General features: G+C 74.7%; 19 protein-coding genes. 7 read left to right on the forward strand and 12 right to left on the reverse strand.

Going from position 1 to position 20,413, the window contains the following annotated elements; genetic code table 11:
* Positions 1-10: 10 nt before the first annotated feature.
* Genes B9L22_RS00970 through B9L22_RS00985 form a run of 4 tightly spaced genes read right to left on the reverse strand, consistent with a single transcriptional unit; the run spans position 11 to position 4,473 of the window.
* A complete protein-coding gene (locus tag B9L22_RS00970; protein ID WP_086148939.1) occupies positions 11-1,654 on the reverse strand; it encodes a succinic semialdehyde dehydrogenase in 1,644 nt (547 codons plus the stop codon).
* Positions 1,651-2,706, reverse strand: coding sequence for a GNAT family N-acetyltransferase (locus B9L22_RS00975; protein WP_086148940.1), 1,056 nt, complete (start codon positions 2,704-2,706; stop codon positions 1,651-1,653). Before B9L22_RS00975 ends, B9L22_RS00970 begins: the two co-directional genes overlap by 4 nt.
* On the reverse strand, positions 2,703-3,341 hold the full coding sequence (locus B9L22_RS00980; RefSeq protein ID WP_369824778.1) for a GNAT family N-acetyltransferase: 639 nt from the start codon (positions 3,339-3,341) through the stop codon (positions 2,703-2,705). The genes B9L22_RS00975 and B9L22_RS00980 overlap by 4 nt, the downstream gene beginning before the upstream one ends.
* Positions 3,342-3,348: 7 nt before the next feature.
* A complete protein-coding gene (locus B9L22_RS00985; protein WP_034653983.1) occupies positions 3,349-4,473 on the reverse strand; it encodes a GuaB3 family IMP dehydrogenase-related protein in 1,125 nt (374 codons plus the stop codon).
* A gap of 148 nt (positions 4,474-4,621) precedes the next feature.
* Here B9L22_RS00985 and B9L22_RS00990 point away from each other — a divergent pair, with 148 nt between their 5' ends.
* Both B9L22_RS00990 and B9L22_RS00995 read left to right on the forward strand, forming a co-directional pair.
* On the forward strand, positions 4,622-5,323 hold the full coding sequence (locus B9L22_RS00990) for an exonuclease domain-containing protein (protein ID WP_086148941.1): 702 nt from the start codon (positions 4,622-4,624) through the stop codon (positions 5,321-5,323).
* A gap of 138 nt (positions 5,324-5,461) precedes the next feature.
* Entirely contained in the window at positions 5,462-6,997 is a 1,536-nt protein-coding gene (locus B9L22_RS00995) for a UDP-N-acetylglucosamine 1-carboxyvinyltransferase (protein WP_198947174.1), read from the forward strand.
* A gap of 104 nt (positions 6,998-7,101) precedes the next feature.
* Here the strand turns inward: B9L22_RS00995 and B9L22_RS01000 are convergent, their stop codons facing one another.
* Positions 7,102-7,740: a Rid family hydrolase gene (locus tag B9L22_RS01000; protein WP_086148942.1), complete on the reverse strand. Its 639-nt coding sequence runs from the start codon at positions 7,738-7,740 to the stop codon at positions 7,102-7,104.
* Between the two features lie 358 nt (positions 7,741-8,098).
* Between B9L22_RS01000 and B9L22_RS01005 the strand changes: the two genes are divergently transcribed.
* Complete coding sequence (locus B9L22_RS01005; RefSeq protein ID WP_086148943.1) at positions 8,099-9,712, forward strand: FAD-dependent oxidoreductase; 1,614 nt, start codon at positions 8,099-8,101, stop codon at positions 9,710-9,712.
* A gap of 91 nt (positions 9,713-9,803) precedes the next feature.
* On the opposite strand, the gene guaB is transcribed toward B9L22_RS01005, so the two are convergent.
* Both guaB and B9L22_RS01015 read right to left on the reverse strand, forming a co-directional pair.
* Complete coding sequence (gene guaB, locus B9L22_RS01010) at positions 9,804-11,333, reverse strand: IMP dehydrogenase (RefSeq protein WP_021479849.1); 1,530 nt, start codon at positions 11,331-11,333, stop codon at positions 9,804-9,806.
* Between the two features lie 127 nt (positions 11,334-11,460).
* Positions 11,461-12,594 carry a MerR family transcriptional regulator gene (locus B9L22_RS01015; RefSeq protein ID WP_086148944.1) on the reverse strand — a complete coding sequence of 378 codons (1,134 nt, stop codon included), beginning with the start codon at positions 12,592-12,594 and terminating at the stop codon, positions 11,461-11,463.
* A gap of 257 nt (positions 12,595-12,851) precedes the next feature.
* Between B9L22_RS01015 and B9L22_RS01020 the strand changes: the two genes are divergently transcribed.
* Complete coding sequence (locus B9L22_RS01020) at positions 12,852-13,142, forward strand: WhiB family transcriptional regulator (protein WP_031316449.1); 291 nt, start codon at positions 12,852-12,854, stop codon at positions 13,140-13,142.
* A gap of 188 nt (positions 13,143-13,330) precedes the next feature.
* Here the strand turns inward: B9L22_RS01020 and groES are convergent, their stop codons facing one another.
* Complete coding sequence (gene groES / locus B9L22_RS01025) at positions 13,331-13,627, reverse strand: co-chaperone GroES (protein WP_021482870.1); 297 nt, start codon at positions 13,625-13,627, stop codon at positions 13,331-13,333.
* Between the two features lie 238 nt (positions 13,628-13,865).
* Here groES and B9L22_RS01030 point away from each other — a divergent pair, with 238 nt between their 5' ends.
* The gene (locus B9L22_RS01030; RefSeq protein ID WP_076405093.1) at positions 13,866-15,143 is read left to right on the forward strand and encodes an SAM-dependent methyltransferase; all 1,278 of its coding nucleotides are present in this window, start codon (positions 13,866-13,868) and stop codon (positions 15,141-15,143) included.
* Positions 15,140-16,297, forward strand: a complete 1,158-nt coding sequence (locus B9L22_RS01035; RefSeq protein ID WP_021482303.1) for a glutamate--cysteine ligase — start codon at positions 15,140-15,142, stop codon at positions 16,295-16,297. The genes B9L22_RS01030 and B9L22_RS01035 overlap by 4 nt, the downstream gene beginning before the upstream one ends.
* Before the next feature lie 13 nt (positions 16,298-16,310).
* Here the strand turns inward: B9L22_RS01035 and tsaD are convergent, their stop codons facing one another.
* A complete protein-coding gene (gene tsaD / locus B9L22_RS01040) occupies positions 16,311-17,378 on the reverse strand; it encodes a tRNA (adenosine(37)-N6)-threonylcarbamoyltransferase complex transferase subunit TsaD (RefSeq protein WP_043655819.1) in 1,068 nt (355 codons plus the stop codon).
* 101 nt (positions 17,379-17,479) lie between these two features.
* On the opposite strand from tsaD, the gene B9L22_RS01045 reads away from it, so the two are divergent.
* Positions 17,480-18,127, forward strand: a complete 648-nt coding sequence (locus B9L22_RS01045; RefSeq protein WP_021482305.1) for a malonic semialdehyde reductase — start codon at positions 17,480-17,482, stop codon at positions 18,125-18,127.
* A 102-nt stretch (positions 18,128-18,229) separates the two neighbouring features.
* Here the strand turns inward: B9L22_RS01045 and B9L22_RS01050 are convergent, their stop codons facing one another.
* Genes B9L22_RS01050 through tsaB form a run of 3 tightly spaced genes read right to left on the reverse strand, consistent with a single transcriptional unit; the run spans position 18,230 to position 20,375 of the window.
* The gene (locus tag B9L22_RS01050; RefSeq protein WP_086148945.1) at positions 18,230-19,123 is read right to left on the reverse strand and encodes a sulfurtransferase; all 894 of its coding nucleotides are present in this window, start codon (positions 19,121-19,123) and stop codon (positions 18,230-18,232) included.
* A complete protein-coding gene (gene rimI, locus B9L22_RS01055; protein WP_086148946.1) occupies positions 19,120-19,659 on the reverse strand; it encodes a ribosomal protein S18-alanine N-acetyltransferase in 540 nt (179 codons plus the stop codon). Before rimI ends, B9L22_RS01050 begins: the two co-directional genes overlap by 4 nt.
* Complete coding sequence (tsaB, locus tag B9L22_RS01060) at positions 19,656-20,375, reverse strand: tRNA (adenosine(37)-N6)-threonylcarbamoyltransferase complex dimerization subunit type 1 TsaB (RefSeq protein WP_086148947.1); 720 nt, start codon at positions 20,373-20,375, stop codon at positions 19,656-19,658. The genes rimI and tsaB overlap by 4 nt, the downstream gene beginning before the upstream one ends.
* Positions 20,376-20,413: the final 38 nt, after the last annotated feature.

The raw sequence follows: 20,413 nt of genomic DNA on the forward strand, positions 1-20,413 counted from the left end.
CGGGGTTCCGTCAGGGCAGCCGCAGGCGACGCATGACGTCGAGCGCCGACGTGAGGACCTTGCTCGGCAGCTCCCCGCCGAGCTGGTAGAGCGTGTCGAGCGTGAGGCCCTGGTTCGCGCCGCGCTGCACGGAGATCGTCTGCGCCTCGGTGAGCGCCTCGATCCCCTCGCGCCCGTGGCGGCGCCCGAGGCCCGACGCCTTGAACCCGCCCATCGGCGCCCCGACGGACCCCCACGTCGCGGAGTAGCCGTCGTTGACGTTGACCGTCCCCGCCTCGACGCGGGCCGCGATCCGGCGGCCCCGGGCGGCGTCGCGCGTCCACACGCTCGCGTTGAGCCCGTACTCGGTGTCGTTCATGACCTCGACGGCCTCGTCGTCGCTCGCGACCCGGCGCACGGAGACGACCGGGCCGAACGTCTCCTCGCGCGCGCACGCCGCGTCGTCGGGCACGTCGTCGAGGACGGTGGGCGCGTAGAACCACGGGCCGATGTCCGCCCGGTGCACGCCGCCCGCGAGGACGCGCGCGCCGCGCGCGATGGCGTCCTCGACGTGGGCGACCACGCGGTCGAGCTGCGCCTGCGACGTGAGCGACCCCATGTCCGCCGAGTAGTCGAGCCCGGCGCCGAGACGCATCTCACGCACGAGGGGCACGAACTCGTCGAGGAACGCGTCCGCGACGTCCTCGTGCAGCACGAGCCGCTCGATCGACACGCAGAGCTGGCCGGAGTTGGAGAAGCACGCGCGCACGGCGCCACGCGCGGCGGCGCGCACGTCGGCGTCGGCCGCGACGTAGAGCGGGTTCTTGCCACCGAGCTCGAGCGTCGCACCGATGAGGCGCTCCCCCGCGCGTGCGGCGACCTTGCGGCCGGTGGCCGTCGAGCCCGTGAACGCGATGTGGTCCACGTGGTCGGTCACCGCGGCGCCGACGTCTCCCCCGCCCGCGACGACGAGGAACAGGTCGGCGGGCAGCCCCGCCTCCTCGAGCAGCTCCGCGCCCCACAGCGCGGTGAGCGTCGTCTGCGGGTCCGGCTTGAGCACGACGGCGTTCCCCGCCACGAGCGCGGGCACGGCCTCGGCGAACGCGAGCGTCAGCGGGTAGTTCCACGGCGCGATGACGCCGACCACGCCCACAGGACGACGGTGCACGCGCGTGCCGGTGAGCACGGGCAGCATCCCCGGCGCCCGCCGGTCGGCGAGGTAGCGCGGGCCGCGCTGGGCGTAGTGGCGCGTGAGGATCGCGACGTCCGCGACCTCCTCGAACGCGCTGCGCCGCGACTTGCCGGACTCCATCTGGATGAGGTCGAGGCCGTCCGACTGGCGCGCGAGCACGAGCTCGCCGAAGCGCCGCAGCACCGCCGCGCGCTCGCGCACCGAGCGGGCTGCCCAGGCCGGCTGCGCGGCCCGCGCGCGTGCCACGGCACGGGCGACGTCCTCGACGGACGAGACGGGGACCGCGGCGAGCGGGGCTCCCGTGGACGGCAGGACGGAGCGGTGCATGCCCGCCTCGTTGCTCGTGACGACGCGCTGCGCGAGGGGGGCCACGACCTCCGGCTCGAGGACGTAGGTCGCGGCCGGGTTCTCGGGGTCGATCAGGCCGTCCAGCGCGGCGCCGTCGCCGCGCCCGGAGCCGCGTGTGCCGGATGAGCTCGTCATGGGGACAGGCTACGTCGTGGCGCTGACAGCGCGTCGACGGGCTGCTCCCACGTGGTGAGCACGGGCCGGAAGCCCTGCCGCGCCCAGAAAGGCGCGGACAGCGGGTTGAGCACGCCGTGGTGCAGCACGACGACGGCGCCCGGCCCGGCCTGCTCGTGCACGCGGGCGAGCGCCGCGTCGACGAGGGTCCCGCCGACCCCGGTACCGCGCGCGCTGCCCGTCACGTGCAGCAGGACGAGGTAGGCGACCGGCCCCGCCGTGACGGTCCCGGCCACGGCCCCGGAGCGCTCCGACGGCTCGACCGCGACGACGCCCACGACCTCGCCCGTCCGCTCCCCCGGCCCCTGGTGGCGCGCCACGAGGACCGTGGTGCGCGGGTTCTCGACGGCGGCGGCGACCTGGGCGGCGAGGTGCTCGGCCGCGAGCGGCCGGACGCGGGCCGCGCCCACGAGCTCGTCGTACGCGAGCTCGGCGCGCTGGTGCTCGACGACGGCGGCCACGTCGTCCGGGCCGGCGTCGGTCAGCACGATGCCGGGGAGGTCGGCGCGGGGCCGGGCCGGCGGGGCGCCGCGACGGGCAGCGAGGTGCACGGTCGGGCGCAGGCCGCTCGCCGCGAGGGCGCCCACGGCCTCGACGTCGCGGCTCGGCCACAGGAGCGCCAGACCGTGGTCGCGGGGTGCGGGGCCCCGCTCGGGCAGCCCGTCGCCCGCCGGTGCGCTGCCCGGGTCGCGCGCGACGCGCGCCGTCCAGGCCGCGACGAGCGCGCGGACCGCGCCGCCCACGTCCGGTCCCGCCGCGCGCGCCCGCAGCCGGTGCTCGCGCAGCGCGCGGAACCCTGCCGCCGCGGAGCCGGGTCCGACGTCCCCGACGCCGAGGAGCCCCGCGGCCCGGGAGCCGTCCGGGAGCCGCACGGCGAGGAGACGCTCGTCGCCCGCGGTGGCACCGAGAGCGGGGACCGCCACGAGCGGGTCGAGCGCGGCGACGCGCGCGCGGTGCTCGGTCTCGAGGGCGGCGAGCTCGTCGTCGTCCGGCCGCCACGCGGCGGGGGTCATCGTCCGGCGTCGCGGGCGTCCGGGGCGCCGAGCGGGCGGCCGAGCACGACGCACTCCTGGTCCGCGTACCCCAGGCGCTCGTAGAAGCCGCGCACCGCGTCGTTCGTGGAGCGCACCATGAGGCGCACGGCCCGCGCGCCCTGCGCGGCGAGCCACGCCTCCGCCACCACGACCGTCGCACGGCCCGTGCCGCGCCCCTGGACGCGCGGGTCGACCGCTACGTAGTAGAGCCAGCCACGGTGCCCGTCCACGCCGGCCATCGCCGTCGCGACGAGCTCCCCGGCCGCGACCCCGGGCGCCTCGGGAGCACCGCCCGGGGCCACCGTGGGCAGGTCGCGCGTCGCGCGACCCACGAGCACCGTCGAGGTCTCGCCCAGGCGGGCGTCGGCGAGGTCGCGGTACGGGTCGTTCCAGGGCCGGGTGAGCCCGCACTCCCGCCACAGCGCGACGACCGCCTCGACGTCGGCGTCCTCGACCTCGGTGAAGACCAGGTCGGTGGGGGCCTCCGTCGAGACCGCGTCCGCGACGTCAGTCTCCGGGCGGCCCGCGCCCGCGGCGGGCACGGAGCCGTTGCCGCCCGGCGCGCCGTCGCCGGCGTGCGTCAGGCGCGGACCGTCGGCGATGCGTCCGGCCACGGCGGGCTCAGCGGGGCTGGTACGGAGAGACGACGACCTCGACGCGCTGGAACTCCTTGAGGTCCGAGTACCCGGTCGTCGCCATGGCCCGGCGGAGCGCGCCGACGAGGTTGAGCGTGCCGTCCGCCTGGCGGCCCGGCCCGAAGAGGATCTCCTCGAGGGTGCCGGCCGTGCCGACGCGCACGCGCTCGCCGCGCGGGAGCTGGGCGTGGTGGGCCTCCGAGCCCCAGTGCCAGCCCTTGCCCGGCGCCTCCTCGGCCCGCGCGAGCGCCGCGCCGAGCATCACCGCGTCGGCGCCGCACGCGACCGCCTTGACGAGGTCGCCCGAGCGGCCGACGCCGCCGTCCGCTATGACGTGCACGTAGCGGCCGCCCGACTCGTCGAGGTAGTCGCGGCGGGCCGCCGCGACGTCCGCGACCGCGGTCGCCATGGGCGCGTGGATGCCGAGCGAGACGCGCGTGGTGTGGGCGGCGCCGCCGCCGAAGCCGACGAGGACGCCCGCGGCGCCCGTGCGCATGAGGTGCAGCGCCGCGGTGTACGTGGACGCGCCGCCCACGACGACCGGGACGTCGAGCTCGTAGATGAAGCGCTTGAGGTTGAGCGGCTCGGCGACGCCGGACACGTGCTCGGCGGAGACCGTCGTGCCGCGGATGACGAACAGGTCGACGCCCGCGTCGACCACCGTCTGGTAGTGCTCCTGGGTGCGCTGCGGCGACAGGGCCGCGGCGACGGTGACGCCCGCCGCGCGGATCTCCTTGAGGCGCTGCGTGATGAGGTCGGCCTTGATGGGCTCGGCGTAGATCTCCTGCATGCGGCGCGTCGCCTCGAGCGGCTCGAGCCCGGCGATCTCCTCGAGGAGCGCGGTCGGGTCGTCGTAGCGCGTCCACAGGCCCTCGAGGTCGAGGACGCCGAGGCCGCCGTGGTTGCCGAGCGCGACGGCGGTCGCCGGGCTCATGACCGAGTCCATGGGTGCCGCGAGGATCGGCAGGTCGAAGTGGTAGGCGTCGATCTGCCAGCCGACCGACACCTCCTCCGGGTCGCGCGTGCGCCGCGAGGGCACGACGGCGACGTCGTCGAAGGAGAACGCGCGCCGACCGCGCTTGCCACGTCCGATCTCGATCTCGTTGCTCACCGGGTCAGCCTACCGGCGGGCCGTGCCCGTCACCTGCACCGACCACCGTGTGGGTGGGCGCTGGCAGGGTGACGCTCGTCGCCGGGACGTCCGGCGACGACGGGAGCGCCGGGCGCCCCGGGCCCCGACCGGACGGCAGAGGTGGACCATGACGACGACGCCCTGGACGGCGGGACCGCTGCTCGGTCTCGACACCGAGACCACGGGCCTCGACGTCGACGTCGACCGCGTCGTCACCGCCGCGCTCGTGCTCCGCGAGCCGGGCGCCACGCACGTCCGTACGTGGCTCCTGGACCCGGGCGTCGAGATCCCGGCGGAGGCCACGGGGATCCACGGCATCACGACCGCGCACGCCACGGCGCACGGGTCGGCCCCCGCCGTCGCGCTCGACGAGATCGCGACGCTCGTCGTCGACGCCCAGCGCGACGGCGTCCCCCTCGTCGCCTACAACGCCGCGTTCGACCTCGCGATCCTCGACACCGAGCTCCTGCGGCACGGGCTGCCGACGCTCGCCGCGCGCCTGGGGCGGCCCGTGCGGCCGGTGCTCGACCCGCTCGTGCTCGACCGGGCGTGGGACCCGGCCCGCGAGGGCAAGCGCCGGCTCGTCGACCTGTGCGCGCGCTACGAGGTGCTCGACGTCGGGCCCCTGCACACGGCGGACGGGGACGTGCTCGCGACGCTCGACCTGCTCGACGCGCTCGCCCGCGCGTACCCGGACCTGGCCGGGCTCGGCCCGGTCGCGCTGCACGACCTGCAGGTCGTCGCGCACCGGCGGTGGGTCGACGCCCTGGACCCGGACCGCGACCAGCCCTACGTCGGCGCCGGCGCGGACGGGCGCTGGCCGGGCTGACCCGGGCACACACCCGCGGCGCCACCTGCGTGGCATATCTCATGATGCGGGTGAAGGTCGTGTGATGAAGGCATGGTCGCGGGCCTGGGGCCGCCCGTCGCCGCGTCGATATCTCATCCATGAGTTATCGTCGCTCTCATGACAGCGATCGACGACGCACCTCTCACGCAGGTCGGCGCGCTCATCCGCGGCGCCCGCCAGAACCGGGGTCTCACCCAGACCCAGCTCGCGGAGCGGCTCGGCACGAGCCAGAGCGCCGTGCACCGCATCGAGCAGGGCTCGCAGAACCTCAGCCTGGAGATGCTCAACCGCATCGGCCTCGCGCTCGACTCCGAGATCATCAGCCTCGGCGGCCCCAAGCACGCGCACCTGCGCGTCCAGGGCGGCCACACCCTCTCCGGCCGCATCGAGGTGAACTCCTCCAAGAACGGCGCGGTCGCGCTGCTGTGCGCCTCGCTCCTCAACCGCGGCCGCACCACCCTGCGCGGCGTGGCCCGCATCGTCGAGGTCGACCGCATCGTCGACGTGCTGCGCTCCATCGGCGTGCGGGCCACGTGGACGACGGGCGGCCGGGACCTCGAGATCGTCGTGCCGGAGCGCCTCGACCTGGCCGCGATCGACGTGGACGCCGCGCGCCGCACGCGCTCGATCATCATGTTCCTCGGGCCGCTGCTCGGGCTGCGGGACACCTTCGAGCTCCCGTACGCGGGCGGCTGCGACCTCGGGACGCGCACCGTCGAGCCGCACATGATCGCCCTGCGGCCCTTCGGCCTGGCCGTCACCGCGACAGGCGGGAACTACCACGCGACCGTCGCCCCGGCGTCGGGCACGGACCTGTCGGTCGTGCTCACCGAGCGCGGCGACACCGTCACCGAGAACGCGCTCATGGCCGCGGCCCGCCGCGACGGCGTGACGACGATCCGCAACGCCAGCTCCAACTACATGGTGCAGGACCTCTGCTTCTACCTCGAGCTGCTCGGCGTGCAGGTCGAGGGCATCGGCACGACGACCCTGCGCGTGCACGGCCGCACCGACATCGACGTGGACGTGGAGTACGCCGTCTCGGAGGACCCGGTCGAGGCGATGAGCCTGCTCACCGCGGGCATCGTCACCGGCTCGGAGATCACCGTGGCCCGCGTCCCGATCGAGTTCATGGAGATCGAGCTCGCGACGCTCGCCGAGATGGGCCTGCGGTACACGCAGAGCGCCGAGTACGTGGCGCGCAACGGCCGTTCGCGCCTGGTCGACGTCACGGTGCACCCCAGCGAGCTGCACGCGCCGATCGACAAGATCCACCCCATGCCGTTCCCCGGCCTCAACATCGACAACCTGCCGTTCTTCGCGGTCATCGCCGCGAACGCGCAGGGCACGACGCTCATCCACGACTGGGTGTACGAGGGCCGCGCCATCCACCTCACCGACCTCACGCGGCTCGGCGCCGACGTGCGGCTCCTGGACGCCCACCGACTCCAGGTGGCGGGCCCGACGCGCTGGTCCGGCGCCGAGGTGAGCTGCCCGCCCGCCCTGCGCCCCGCCGTCGTCATCCTGCTCGCGATGCTCGCCGCGAAGGGCACCTCCGTCCTGCGCGGCGTCGACATCATCGCGCGCGGCTACGAGGGCCTCACCGAGCGCCTGCGCGAGCTCGGCGCGAACATCGAGACGTTCCGCGACTGACCCCTCGCCACGCTCGGCGCCCGCGGGCCCTCGGGCCCTCCGTGCCCACGACGCGGGCACGACCACGACGGGCCGCCCTCCTGCGGGAGGGCGGCCCGTCGTCGTCACTTCGGGTAGACGGCGTCGACCTCCACCTCGACGAGCCAGCCGTCGACCGGCAGGTTCTCGATCTCGAGCGCGAAGCGCGACGGCCGGGCCCCGTTGACCACCATGGGCGCCGTCCGGGCCGAGCCGAGCTGGACCTCGAGCGTCGCGCCGGTCGCGAGGTTCGTGTTCGCGAAGAACTGGCGGTAGGCGCGGTTCCAGCCGGCGAAGTCCATCTTCTCCTGGCCGGCGGGGTTCTGGAGGAACACCCGCATGGAGACGACGTCGTCGTAGGACAGCCCGGCCCGCTCGAGGTTCTCCCCGATCCGCATGAGGACGTTGATGCCCTGCGCCTCCGTGATCGTCACGCCGGCCGGCAGGACGCCGCCGGGGAAGACGTCGGTCGGGACGTAGCGCTGCTCGGCGGTCGCGCCGGGCGTCGTGTTCATCGCGGCGGGACCGAGGCCGGACGACTTGTACCAGGCGACGTTCTTCCCGATCGCGACGCCGTCGGCGATGGACGGGGTGTCGCCGGTGACGAAGGAGTGGGCCTCGGTCGGCCTCGGCTCGAAGAGCCTCCCGGCGGCGACGGCGGTGCCGGGGACGGCGACGGCGGCGGTGAGGGCGACGGCGACGACGACCTTGGTGCGGTTCTTCATGCAGGCCTCCCAGGGGGACGACGGGCGCCACCCTGGCGCCCGGGCTCCGGCCGGTCGCGAGGACCGCCGGGGCCGCGACGCTAGCCAGCCTCCGTTTCCGCGCCGTGACGGCGACGTGTCGGGTCGTCGCCGGTCCCGCCGCGTGCCCGTCGCCACGGCGCGACGCCCCGCGGGCGCGGCCGAGGGCCGCGACACGAGACGTTTACGAGAGCCGTGAACCGTTGACCGACGCGAAACGCGCCGGACCCGTGCTCGCGACGACACGTCCCTAGCGTCGGCCCCGGTGCTGACGGCGGCACCCGGCATCGTGGGCCGGGCTCCCCGCCCGTCAGGCCGTGGACGAGAGGGCTCCAGCCACATGGTCACTGACGAGAAGACGACCGGCGTCTCGCGCCGCAACTTCCTCCAGGCCGTCGGGGTCGGCTCCAGCGCCGGCGTCATGTTCGCGACGATGGGCGCGGTGGGCCTCGCCCCGACGGCCGCCGCCCAGCCGCGGAACGAGTCGTGGACACCGCCGCGGGGCAGCGACTTCAGCCTCACGGGCCGCTCCGCGAAGAAGGTCGTCGTCGTCGGCGCCGGGCCGGCGGGCCTGGCCACGGCGTACGAGCTGCAGAAGGCCGGCTACCGCGTCACGGTGCTCGAGGCGCGGCACCGCGTCGGCGGCCGGACGCTGACGATACGCGGCGGCGACGCGGAGACGGACGTCAACGGCGTCACGCAGAAGGCGCGGTTCGCCGACGGCGTCTACATGAACGCGGGCGCGGGGCGCATCGCCCAGTGGATGGTCACCATGGACTACCTGCGCGAGCTCGGCGTCCCCTACGAGGTGTTCACCAACGCCAACGCGGACGCCTACCTCTACAACGAGCGCTCCGGCGCGACCCCCGGCAACCCGGTCCGGTACCGCACCGCGAAGGCCGACGTGTTCGGCTACACGTCCGAGCTGCTCAGCTACGCGACCGACCAGGGAGCGCTGGACCAGAAGCTCACCGCCGCGGACAAGGAGAACCTGCGCGCGTTCCTCCGGTCGTGGGGCTCGCTCCAGGCCGACGGGAGCTACCGGGGCGGGAACAACCGCGGGTACGCGGTCTACCCGTCCGCGTGGAACGAGCACGGCACGCCCCTGCCCGGCCCGGGCTCGGTGTCGGAGGTGCTCGCCTCGAAGGTCGGGCAGTACTTCCCGTTCGAGATCAACTGGGAGCAGTCGATGCTCATGTTCCAGCCCAAGGGCGGCATGGACACGACCTACGACTACTTCGTCAGGGCGATCGGCAAGCAGAACGTCCAGCTCAGCTCGCCCGTCACCGCGGTGAAGAACACGCCGCGCGGCGTCTCGGTCACGTACACCGCCCACAACGGCAAGGCGCGGCGGATCGACGCCGACTTCGCCGTCGTCTCGGCGCCCGCGGGGCTCATGCGCCGCTGGGACACGAACTGGGGGCCCGACGTCGACGCCGCGCTCGGCGAGTTCGCCGTCGGGTCGCCCGCGGGCAAGATCGGGCTGCAGTACCGGTCGCGGTTCTGGGAGGACGACCACCGGATCTACGGCGGCATCACCGAGACCGACATGGACCTCGCCCACGTCTGGTACCCGTCCTACGGCTACGGGGAGCGCCGCGGGCTCGTCGTGGGCTACTACAACACCGGCGCGAACGCGCGCGCCTACGCGGACATGACGCCGCGGCAGCGGGAGATGCGCGCCGTCGAGCAGGGCGTGAAGATCCACGGCGAGAAGTACCGGACGGAGCTCGAGAGCTCGTTCTCCATCGCGTGGCACAAGGTGCCCTACATCGAGGGCGCGTGGGCGTACCCGAACACGCAGTCGTCCCGGTTCAAGCTCCTGCAGCAGGGCGCCGGGAACGTGTACTTCGCGGGCGACTGGATGTCTGAGATCTCGGCCTGGCAGCACGGCGCGTTCTGGGCCGCGCGCTACGCCGTCCAGGCGCTGCACGCGCGCGTCATGGCGTCGTGACCGCCCACCGCACGCAGCGCTGACGGGACGACGACGGCCCGGCACCACCCCGTGAGGATGGTGCCGGGCCGTCGGTCGTGGTGCTGCGCGCTCAGAAGCCCGTGTAGTTGGGGGCCTCGACCGTCATCTGCACGTCGTGCGGGTGGCTCTCCTTGAGCGACGCCGACGTGATGCGGATGAAGCGCCCCTTCTCCTGGAGCTCCGGCACGGTGCGGGCGCCGACGTAGAACATCGTCTGGTGCAGGCCGCCGACGAGCTGGTGCGCCACGGTGCCGAGCGACCCCTTGTAGGGCACCTGGCCCTCGACGCCCTCGGGGACGATCATGTCGTCGCTCGTGACCTCGGCCTGGAAGTAGCGGTCCTTCGAGTACGACTTCTTGCCGCGCGAGGACATGGCGCCCATGGAACCCATGCCGCGGTACGCCTTGTACTGCTTGCCCTTGACGAGGATCGTCTCGCCCGGGGACTCCTCGGTGCCCGCGAGCATCGAGCCGAGCATCACCGTCTCCGCGCCCGCGACGATCGCCTTCCCGATCTCGCCCGAGTGGCGCATGCCGCCGTCGGCGATGACCGGGACCCCGGCCGGGCGCGCGGCGAGCGACGCCTCGTAGACGGCGGTCACCTGCGGGACGCCGACGCCCGTGACGATGCGCGTGGTGCAGATCGAGCCCGGCCCGACGCCGACCTTGACCGCGTCCGCGCCCGCGTCGACGAACGCCTGCGCGCCCTCGCGCGTCGCGACGTTGCCGCCGATCACCTGGACGTCGCGCGTCGCCGGGTCGGACTTGAGGCGCGCGACCATCTCGATGAGCATCCGGACGTTGCCGTGCGCCGTGTCCGCGACCAGCACGTCGACGCCCGCGTCGATGAGCGTCGTGGCACGCTGCCACGCGTCGCCGAAGTAGCCGATCGCGGCGCCGACGAGCAGGCGGCCCTGGCCGTCCTTCGACGCGTTGGGGAACTGCTCGGACTTGACGAAGTCCTTGACCGTGATGAGCCCGGTGAGGCGGCCGTCCGCGTCGACGAGCGGCAGGCGCTCGAGCTTGTGCTTGCGCAGGAGCGCGGTCGCCTCCTCGCGGGAGATGCCCGCCGGGCCCGTGATGAGCGGCTGGGGCGTCATGACCTCGTCGACCTTCGTCGTCGCCCACTCGGCGACGGGCGTGAAGCGCAGGTCGCGGTTGGTCACCATGCCGATGAGGCGGCGCTCGGCGTCGAGGACCGGAAAGCCGGAGATCCGGTACTCGCCCGCGGTCTTGTCGAGCTCCTCGAGCGTCGCGTCCGGGCCGATGGTCACCGGGTTGTCGATGATGCCCGTCTGCGTGCGCTTCACCAGGTCCACCTGGAGCGCCTGGTCCTCGATCGAGAGGTTGCGGTGCAGCACGCCGATGCCGCCCTGGCGCGCCATCGCGATGGCCATGCGCGACTCGGTGACGGTGTCCATGGCCGCCGAGACGAGCGGCACGCGGATCGAGATCTCGCGCGTCAGGCGCGTCGTGGTGTCGATGTCCGACGGCGCCAGGTCCGAGTAGCCGGGCTGCAGCAGGACGTCGTCGTAGGTGAGACCCAGGAATCCGAAGGGGTCACGGTCGGGGACGGCGGCGGGGACGGGCGAGGCGGTCACACCAGGATTCTACGCCGGGGGCCCTCGCCGTATTCCCGCCCGCCCGGGCCCGGGAGGCACGGACGGGCGGGAGGCACGTGGACGCGTGGGCGCGCGACCCGCATGGCCGACCGGTCCCGCGGACGGCTCAGCGCACGACGGCGAGGAGCTCGTGCAGGAGGCCCGTGAAGCTGCGCACCCGGTGGACGGTCGCGGCGAGCGGGAGCTCCTCCGCGGCCTGGTCGCTCGGGAGCCCCACGAAGAACGGCAGGCTCGGGTTCGCGTCGTGCGCGGCGTGCACGATGCCCAGGTCGGGGCGCGCCTGCGTGGTCACCATGGCGACGGCGGACGGCCGCACCATCGTCACGATCTCGAGCGTGCGGTGCACGTTCGCGGGCCCGGTGACGATCCGCGCCATCGCACCGTGGGAGGCGAGCGACGCGGCGAGCGCGTGCGCGGCCAGCGGGAGCGGCTCGTCGGGCGCCGCGAACACGAGCACGATCCGCCGCATGCGGCTCGGGTGGTTCCGGGGCGGTCCCCCGGCGGCCACGATCGCGTCCTCGCTCGCCTGCGTGTACTCGCGCAGCGCGACGAGCGTCGCGTTGGCGAGCACGACCTCGGGCACCTCGCCCGGGCCGGCGAGCACCGTGCGCTCGGCCAGCCGCTCGAGCGCGGGCTCGACGAGGTCGGACCACCACGCGGCCGGGTCGCCGCCCGTCGGGATGCGCAGCAGCCGGTCGCACGCGCGCTGGTCGTAGGCGATCGCGGCGTCGACGACGTCGGAGACGCGCGTGGGCCGCGGCCCCTCCCGGACGCCGACCGGGCGGGGGCCGGCGCCCCGTGCGGGCTCGCCCCCCGGGACGGCACGCAGGAACGGGCGCGACGGCGGCGGCTCGGGCGCCTCGTCGTCGGCCTCGGGCTCGTCGGCGTCGAGGTCGCCCGCGCCGTCGGCGCCGCGGTCGTCGAAGGAGATCGCGCCACGGTTCGCGGCGAGCTCCTCCTCGTCGGCGGCGAGCGCGGCGCGGGCCGCGTCGGCGGGCGCGACGCCGTCGAGCGTGAGACGGCGCATCACGACGAGGCGAGCGACGTCGTCGTCGGTGTAGCGCCGGTGGGAGCCGGCCCGGTGCTGCGAGGGGCCGAGGCCGTAGCGACGGTCCCAGGTGCGCAGGGTCGCGGGCGCGACGCCGAGCCGGCGCGCGACGGCGGCGACGGCGAGGCCGGGAGACGAGGTCATGCTCGGTCGGGCTCCCTCGGGGTCGGGGGCGGACCGGACTGAGGTCATGGATCGATTCTGCCGAGCGGGCACCCGTCTCGCCACCTCGTAGAGGTCACAGTCGTGCACCCTTCGCGCCACACCCGCGCCGTATTTGTTCGCTGCACGCGCAAACGCGCCGGACGCCGCGGATCGCGTCAGCGCGCCCAGAGCGGCCGACGCGGTTGACCCCCCTCGCACCGCTCCACGAGCGGTTCAACCTGCTCGTTCACTTTTTCCTCACAGGGGACTTGAACAAGTCTTGCAACGCTTGTAGGTTGTTCGGCATGGCAGAGATCTCGAGGCTCCCCGGGCCCGTCATGGAGCTGTGGGAATGGCAGTACCAGGGTTCGTGCCGCGACGCGGACGACACGTTGTTCTTCCACCCCGAAGGTGAGCGCGGCTCGACGCGACGACGGCGAGCGGAGGCCGCGAAGGCGATCTGCCACTCGTGCCCCGTGATGATGCAGTGCCGCGAGCAGTCGCTCCGCGTGCGCGAGCCGTACGGGGTGTGGGGCGGCCTGAGCGAGGACGAGCGCGCCGCCATCCTCGCGGGCGGCGCCCGCCGCACCGGCTGACGCACCCTCTCCCGGGCACCACCTCGGTGCCTCCGCGCCACCAGCAGACCTGCACGGCCCCGGTCCGACGTCGTACCGGGCGCACGTGCGCACGACCCGTGGGACCACCGGTGGGGCGACCGGCCACGGAACGCAGCAGGGCCCCGCGACCGACGGTCGCGGGGCCCTGCTGCTGAACCGGGTCGGCGTCAGCCGACCACCACGGCGAGGATGTCGCGCGCGGACAGGACGAGGTAGTCCTCGCCGCCGTACTTGACCTCGGTGCCGCCGTACTTGCTGTAGATGACCTTGTCGCCGACGGTCACGTCGAGCGGGACGCGGTTGCCGTTGTCGTCGACACGGCCCGGACCGACGGCCAGGACCTCGCCCTCCTGGGGCTTCTCCTTGGCGGTGTCCGGGATGACCAGGCCGGATGCGGTCGTGGTCTCGGCCTCGAGGGCCTTCACGACGATCCGGTCCTCGAGCGGCTTGATGGGGACCGACACGTCGGACCTCCCCTTTCGCGGTGAGAACTGCAACGGATGGGTCGAGCGCACCGGCTGGCCGTCGTCGCGGGTGCCGGACAGCCTGGTCGCACGTGGTGCCGCCTCCGCGAGCGGTGGCGGCACGTCTCAAATCTAGGTCCCGGTTAGCACTCGGTCAAGGCGAGTGCCAACGTCCGCCCTGCGGACGACCGGGCCCCGGCTGCGCGTGGTCCCCGGCCCCCGTGGAAGGATCGACGCCATGGACGCCGCCACGCTCACCAAGCTGCTCAGCCCCGAGGGCTGGGCCCTGCTCGGCGCGCTCCCGCCGTACGACGAGCAGCAGGCGCTCGTGCTCGCGGCAGGGCTGCGCGCGAAGGGCGTCGACCCGGACCTGGCCGCCGCGGCCCTCACCCAGTCCCGGCTGCGCGCCGCGGCGCACGGCAAGCTCGGCGCGTTCGCCGACGGCATGCTGTTCACGCAGGCGGGGCTGGAGCAGGCGAGCCGGCTCGTCGTCGCGGGCCTGCACGCCCGGCGGTACCAGGAGGCGGGGATCCGGCGCGTCGCGGACCTCACGAGCGGGATCGGCGTCGACGCGCTCGCGTTCGCCGCCGCGGAGCTCGAGGTGCTCGCGACCGACGTCGACGAGCTCACCGCGGCGATCGCGACCGTCAACCTGCGCCACTTCCCCGAGGCCGAGGTGCGCCACGGCGACGGGCTCGCGCTCGACCTGGAGGGCGAGCGGATCGAGGGCGTGTACGCCGACCCGGCACGCCGCACCCGCGCCGGCACGCGCGTGTTCGACCCGAAGGCCTACGCCCCGCCGCTCGACGCGGTGTGGGCGCTGCGCGAGCGTGTGCCCGCGGTCGGGATCAAGGTCGGCCCGGGCATCCCCCACGCCGGACTGCCCGAGGACGCCGAGACCGAGTGGGTGTCGGTCGACGGGGACGTCGTGGAGGCCGGGCTCTGGTTCGGCCCGCTCGCGCCCGAGGGACCGGGCCGCTCGGCGCTCGTCCTGTCGTCGTGGACCGGGCCCGACGGGACCGCGCGCACCACGACCCGCCGGATCGCCCACCGCCCGGGCGACGCGGACGTGGTGCCCGAGGTGGGCGCCGTCGGGCAGTACCTCTACGAGCCCGACGGCGCCGTGATCCGGGCGGGGCTCGTCGCGCACGCGGCGCGCGGGCTGGGCGGACGCCTGCTCGACCGGACCATCGCGTACGTGACCACCGACTCCCCCGCGCCGCTCGACGCGACGGGGCTCGCGGACGGGCTCGCGCGCGGCTACCGCGTGCTCGACACCATGCCGTTCGGCCTCAAGCGGCTGCGCTCGTACCTGCGCGAGCGCGGCGTCGGTCGTCTGACGATCAAGAAGCGGGGCACCGCCGTCACGCCGGAGCAGCTCCGGCGGCAGCTCGCCCTCACGGGCGACGCGACGGCGACGATCGTCCTCACGCGCGTCGGCGGCTCCCAGCAGGTGCTCGTCGTCGAGCCGCTCTCCGCTCCCCCGGCCGGCGCCGGGCAGGACGGGCCCCGGTGAGCGCCCTCCCGCGCCGCACGGCGATCCCCTTCGCGCGCTCGGAGCGCTCGACCGTCGGGCTCGAGTGGGAGCTCGCGCTCGTCGACGCCGACTCGGGCGACCTGCGGCAGGTCGCGCAGACCGTGCTCGACGCCGTGCGCCCGGCCGACGGCGGCCCGCACCCGTCGATCAAGCAGGAGCTCCTGCTCAACACGGTCGAGGTCGTGAGCGGCGTGTGCCGCACGGTGGGCGAGGCCGGCCGCGACCTGCAGCGCTCGGTCGAGGAGCTGCGCGCCGTGACGGACCCGCTGCGCGTCGAGCTCATGAGCGCGGGCACGCACCCGTTCGCGCGCTGGGCGCAGCAGAAGGTCACCGACAAGCAGCGCTACACCACGCTCATCGACCGCACCCAGTGGTGGGGACGGCAGATGCTCATCTACGGGGTGCACGTGCACGTCGGCATCGAGGACCGCGCCAAGGTGCTGCCGATCCAGCGCGCGATGCTCACGACGTTCGCCCACCTCCAGTCGCTCTCCGCGAGCTCGCCGTTCTGGGGCGGCAAGGACACCGGCTACGCGTCGAACCGCGCGCTGATGTTCCAGCAGCTGCCGACCGCGGGCCTGCCGTTCCAGTTCGGGACGTGGGAGGAGCTCGAGGGGTACGTCGCCGACATGCTGCACACCGGCGTCATCGACGCGTTCGACGAGGTGCGATGGGACCTGCGGCCCGCGCCGCAGTTCGGCACGCTCGAGACGCGCATCTGCGACGGCGTCACGAACATCTCCGAGCTCCTGGCGCTGGCCGCGCTCACGCACTGCCTCGTCGAGCACTTCTCGACGATGCTCGACGAGGGGCGTGAGCTGCCGAGCATCCCGCCGTGGTACGCGCAGGAGAACAAGTGGCGCTCGGCGCGCTACGGCATGGACGCGATCATCATCCTCGACCGCGAGGGCAACGAGGAGCTCGTGACCGACGCCGTGGGGCGGCTGCTCGTCGAGCTCGAGCCCGTCGCGGCGCGCCTCGGGTGCCTCGACGAGCTCGACGGCGTGCGCACCATCGTGCGGCGCGGCGCGTCCTACCAGCGGCAGCGCGCGGTGGCGCGGCGCCACGGGGGCGAGCTGGACGCCGTCGTGCGCTCGCTCGTCGCCGAGATGCGGGCCGGCCGGCCCCTGTGACCCGGCCGGGCCGTCACACGTGCGTGACGGTGAGCGGCATCGACGAGTCGACGCCGATGTCGAGGCTCGACGGTGCGACGCCCGCCCGCACGACGGCCGAGCCGAGCGCCGCGATCATCGCCCCGTTGTCGGTGCAGTAGCGGATCGGCGGGATGCGCAGCTCGATGCCCGCCTCCGCGCAGCGCTCCGCGGCCATGTCGCGCAGCTGGGAGTTCGCGCTGAACCCGCCGCCGACGACGAGCGTCGAGACGCCGTGCCGCTCGCACGCGGCGATGGTCTTCGCGGTGAGGACGTCGGCGACGGACTCCGCGAAGGAGGCGGCGACGTCGTGCACGGGGATCTCCTCCCCCGCGTCCTGGCGGGCCTCGACCCAGCGCGCGACGGCCGTCTTGAGGCCGGAGAAGGAGAAGTCGTACGCGTGCTTCTCCTGGTCCTTGCGCGCGGTGAGGCCCCGCGGGAACCGGATCGCCGTGGGGTCGCCCTCGCGCGCGAGGCGGTCGATGTGCGGGCCGCCGGGGTACGGCAGGCCGAGCAGGCGCCCGACCTTGTCGAACGCCTCGCCCGCGGCGTCGTCGAGCGTCGAGCCGAGCTCGGTGACCGACGTCGCGACGTCGTCCACGAGCAGGAGCGAGCTGTGCCCGCCGGACACGACGAGCGCCATGACGCGCTCGGGGAACGCGCCGTGCACGAGCTCGTCGACGGCCGCGTGGCCGATGACGTGGTTCACGCCGTAGAGCGGCTTGCCGAGCGCGAGCGCGAGGGCCTTCGCGGCGGAGGCGCCGATGGTCAGCGGGCCGACGAGGCCCGGCCCGGCGGTCACGGCGATCGCGTCGACCTCGGAGAGGTCGACGTCGGCCGTGCCGAGCGTGCGCTCGAGCGTGGGGATCATCGCCTCGAGGTGGGCGCGCGACGCGACCTCGGGGATGATCCCGCCGTAGCGCGCGTGCTCGTCCATGGAGCTCGCGACCGTGTCGACGAGCAGCTCGCGACCGCGGACGAGCGCCACGCCCGTCTCGTCGCAGGACGTCTCGATGCCGAGCACCAGGGGCTCGCCGGAGCTCGCGGGAGCAGTGGGGACCATGGCCTCCAGGGTAGTCGCGCGCGCGGGCCGGACCGTCCGTGTCGCGCACGTCACACCGTCTGTTCGGAAGATGATCAAGGGTTCAACTGTTTGTCCCAGTCATGAGCACCGACACCCTCATCGAGTCCTCTGCCGCGCCGAGCGAGCAGGCCGACCAGCTCGCGATCGACGCGCAGGCCGCGGACCGCCTGTTCCGCGCGGCGCACACCACGCACGCGTTCTCGGACGAGCCCGTCACCGACGCGCAGATCCAGGCAGCCTGGGACCTCGTCCGCTGGGCGCCCACCGCGATGAACACCCTCCCGCTGCGGCTGCTCGTCGTCCGCACTCCCGAGGCGAAGCAGCGCCTCGGCGCGCACATGGCGGACTTCAACCGCGACAAGACGCTCGCCGCGCCGGTGACGATCGTCGCCGCCGCCGACCCGTCGTTCCACCAGCACCTCGGCACGCTCGCGCCGTTCCGCGAGGGCATCGCCGAGCAGCTCGACCCGCAGGCGGACCTGCGCGAGGGCATGGCCCGCACCAACGCCCTCATCCAGATCGGCTACCTCATCGTCGGGCTGCGCGCCGCCGGCCTGTCCGTGGGCCCCATGACGGGCTTCGACGCCGCCGGGATCGACGCCGAGTTCTTCGGCGAGTCCGGCTGGCGCACGCTCGTCGCGATCAACGTGGGCTACCCGGCCGACGAGGGCGCGCACTTCCCGCGCCAGGCGCGCCTCGACTTCCACCAGGTCGCCGAGGTCCTCTGAGTCCCGTCTCGCACCTCCGAGCCGAGGCGGCACCCCACCGGGGTGCCGCCTCGTCGCGTCCGGGGGCTGCGCGCGCTCCTCGGTCCGGGAGGGCGGCGTGCGTCAGGTCGCGACGGGCCGGTCGGGGTCGTTGGACCACTGCGACCACGACCCCGCGTAGAGCGCCGCGTCGACGCCGAGCGTCGCGAGCGCGGCGACCTCGTGCGCGGCGGTGACGCCCGAGCCGCAGTACACCCCGACGGGACGCGACGCCGCGCTGTCCCCTGCGGCGCTCGCGGTCGTGCTCCCAGGCTGCGTGGCCACCCCGAGCGCGACGAAGCGCGCGCGGAGCGCCTCCGGGTCGAGGAACGTCCCGTCGGCGGCGAGGTTGCCCGTCGTCGGGGCGCTCACCGCGCCCGGGACGTGGCCGGCCCGCGGGTCGACGGGCTCGACCTCCCCGCGGTACCGCTCGCCCGCGCGCGCATCAAGCAGCACGCCCGACGCCGCGAGCCGGGCCGCGCCGTCGGCGTCCAGCACCGGCATCCCGCCCGGGGAGACGACGACGTCGCCCGGCTCGGGCCGCACGTCGCCCGGCTCGGTCGGGTACCCCGCCGCGCGCCACGCGGGCAGGCCGCCGTCGAGGAGGCGGACGTCGTCGTGGCCCGCCCAGCGCAGCAGCCACCAGGCGCGCGCGGCCGACGTGCCGCCCACGGCGTCGTAGACGACGACGCCGCGGTCGGCGCGGACGCCCCAGCGCCGTGCCGCCGCCTGCAGGTCGCCCGGCTCCGGCAGCGGGTGGCGTCCCGCGGCGGGCGACGGCGGCGCCGCGAGCTCCGTCTCCAGGTCCACGTACACCGCGCCCGGCACGTGCGCGGCGCGGTGCTGCTCGCGCCCGTCGGTGACGCCCAGCGCCCACCGCACGTCGAGCACGACGGGCGGGCGGTCGCCCGCGAGCGCCGCGGCGAGGCCGCGCGCGTCGACGAGCACCCGGTCGCGCCGCGCGAGGTCGCCCGTCACGCGACCACGTCGGCGGACGCCGTCCCGTAGTCCGGCTCGTCACGCGGCGGCGGGGCGCCCAGCTCGAGCCGCATCGTGTACGCGTCCACGTCCTCGGGCTGGTAGTACCGCTTGCGGATCCCCAGCTGCTCGAACCCGTGCTTCGCGTAGAGCGCGAGCGCGGGGTCGTTGTCGACGCGCACCTCGAGCAGCACGGCGCTCGCCCCGAGCTCGCGCGACCGCTCGACCAGCGCCTCCAGGAGCACCGAGCCCACGCCCTGGTGCTGGAACGCCGGGTCGACGCCGATGGTCATGACCTGGGTGACGTCGCCGTCGAACCACAGGCCCGCGTACCCGACGAGCGGCTGGGGCCCCGCGGCGTAGAGCCGCACGGGCTCCGCGGCGACGTACCACCGCCCGAACCCGGCGAGCTCGTCGGCGAGCATCCCGTAGGTCCACGCGCCGCGCCCGAACAGCTCGCGCTCGAGCTCGACGACGCGGTCGAGGTCCGCGGCCTTGAGGGGCCGCAGCCGGATCTCGTACGACCGCGTGCTCATCGCGACCGCTCCGGCGACGCGTCGCTCACGCGCTTGCGCGCCGCGACCTCCTGGACGTCGGGGCGGCGCAGGTACAGCGGCTCGGTCGGCTGCTCGAGCCCGGCCGCCCGGCGCGCGATCGCGAGGCGCGCGAGCACGGCGGCGTCGGGGACCTGCGGCGCGTCCTGCGCGACGTCGAGCGCGTCGGGGTACAGCTCGGCGCCCTCCCCGACCACGACGGCGCCCGCGGCGTGCGTCGCGACGTCGGCGGCGGGGCCGACGTCGGGCCCCGCGACGGTCTCGAGCACGGGGACCGCGTGCGGCCCCTCGTGCGCGACGACGCGGTACCGCGCCCAGTAGACCTCGCGACGGCGGGCGTCGGTCGCGACGAGGAGCTCGTCGTCGGGCACGAGGCCGAGGTCGCTCACGGCCTGCGCGGCGACGGCGTCGAGGCTCGGGACGCCCAGCACGGGGACGCCGAGCGCGAAGCCCAGGGCGCGGGCGGTGACGAGCCCGACCCGCAGGCCGGTGAACGGCGCCGGGCCCGTCCCGACGGCGACGGCCGTGAGGTCGCGGCGGTCGACGCCGGCCTCGGCGAGCGCCGCCTCGACGAGCGGGGCGAGCGCCTCGGCGTGCCGGCGACGCTCGGGCGCGTCGCGGCGGGCGAGACGAGCGCCGTCGTCGGAGACGACGGCGACGGTGACGGAGGCGGAGGTGTCGAGCGCGAGAACAGCCACGGCTCCAGCCTACGGCCGGGAGCGGGGCCGCCCTCGTC

The sequence above is a fragment of the Cellulosimicrobium sp. KWT-B genome (assembly GCF_002127155.1).
Classification (GTDB): domain Bacteria; phylum Actinomycetota; class Actinomycetes; order Actinomycetales; family Cellulomonadaceae; genus Cellulosimicrobium; species Cellulosimicrobium funkei.

What these genes read in the sequence shown, in the direction of transcription:
- B9L22_RS00970 (WP_086148939.1), bottom strand. Translation starts at nt 1,654, where the DNA reads ATGACGAGCTCATCCGGCACACGCGGCTCCGGGCGCGGCGACGGCGCC.
- B9L22_RS00975 (WP_086148940.1), bottom strand. Translation starts at nt 2,706, where the DNA reads ATGACCCCCGCCGCGTGGCGGCCGGACGACGACGAGCTCGCCGCCCTC.
- B9L22_RS00990 (WP_086148941.1), top strand. Translation starts at nt 4,622, where the DNA reads ATGACGACGACGCCCTGGACGGCGGGACCGCTGCTCGGTCTCGACACC.
- B9L22_RS00995 (WP_198947174.1), top strand. Translation starts at nt 5,462, where the DNA reads ATGACAGCGATCGACGACGCACCTCTCACGCAGGTCGGCGCGCTCATC.
- B9L22_RS01000 (WP_086148942.1), bottom strand. Translation starts at nt 7,740, where the DNA reads ATGAAGAACCGCACCAAGGTCGTCGTCGCCGTCGCCCTCACCGCCGCC.
- B9L22_RS01005 (WP_086148943.1), top strand. Translation starts at nt 8,099, where the DNA reads ATGGTCACTGACGAGAAGACGACCGGCGTCTCGCGCCGCAACTTCCTC.
- B9L22_RS01015 (WP_086148944.1), bottom strand. Translation starts at nt 12,594, where the DNA reads ATGACCTCAGTCCGGTCCGCCCCCGACCCCGAGGGAGCCCGACCGAGC.
- B9L22_RS01020 (WP_031316449.1), top strand. Translation starts at nt 12,852, where the DNA reads ATGGCAGAGATCTCGAGGCTCCCCGGGCCCGTCATGGAGCTGTGGGAA.
- B9L22_RS01030 (WP_076405093.1), top strand. Translation starts at nt 13,866, where the DNA reads ATGGACGCCGCCACGCTCACCAAGCTGCTCAGCCCCGAGGGCTGGGCC.
- tsaD (WP_043655819.1), bottom strand. Translation starts at nt 17,378, where the DNA reads ATGGTCCCCACTGCTCCCGCGAGCTCCGGCGAGCCCCTGGTGCTCGGC.
- B9L22_RS01045 (WP_021482305.1), top strand. Translation starts at nt 17,480, where the DNA reads ATGAGCACCGACACCCTCATCGAGTCCTCTGCCGCGCCGAGCGAGCAG.
- rimI (WP_086148946.1), bottom strand. Translation starts at nt 19,659, where the DNA reads ATGAGCACGCGGTCGTACGAGATCCGGCTGCGGCCCCTCAAGGCCGCG.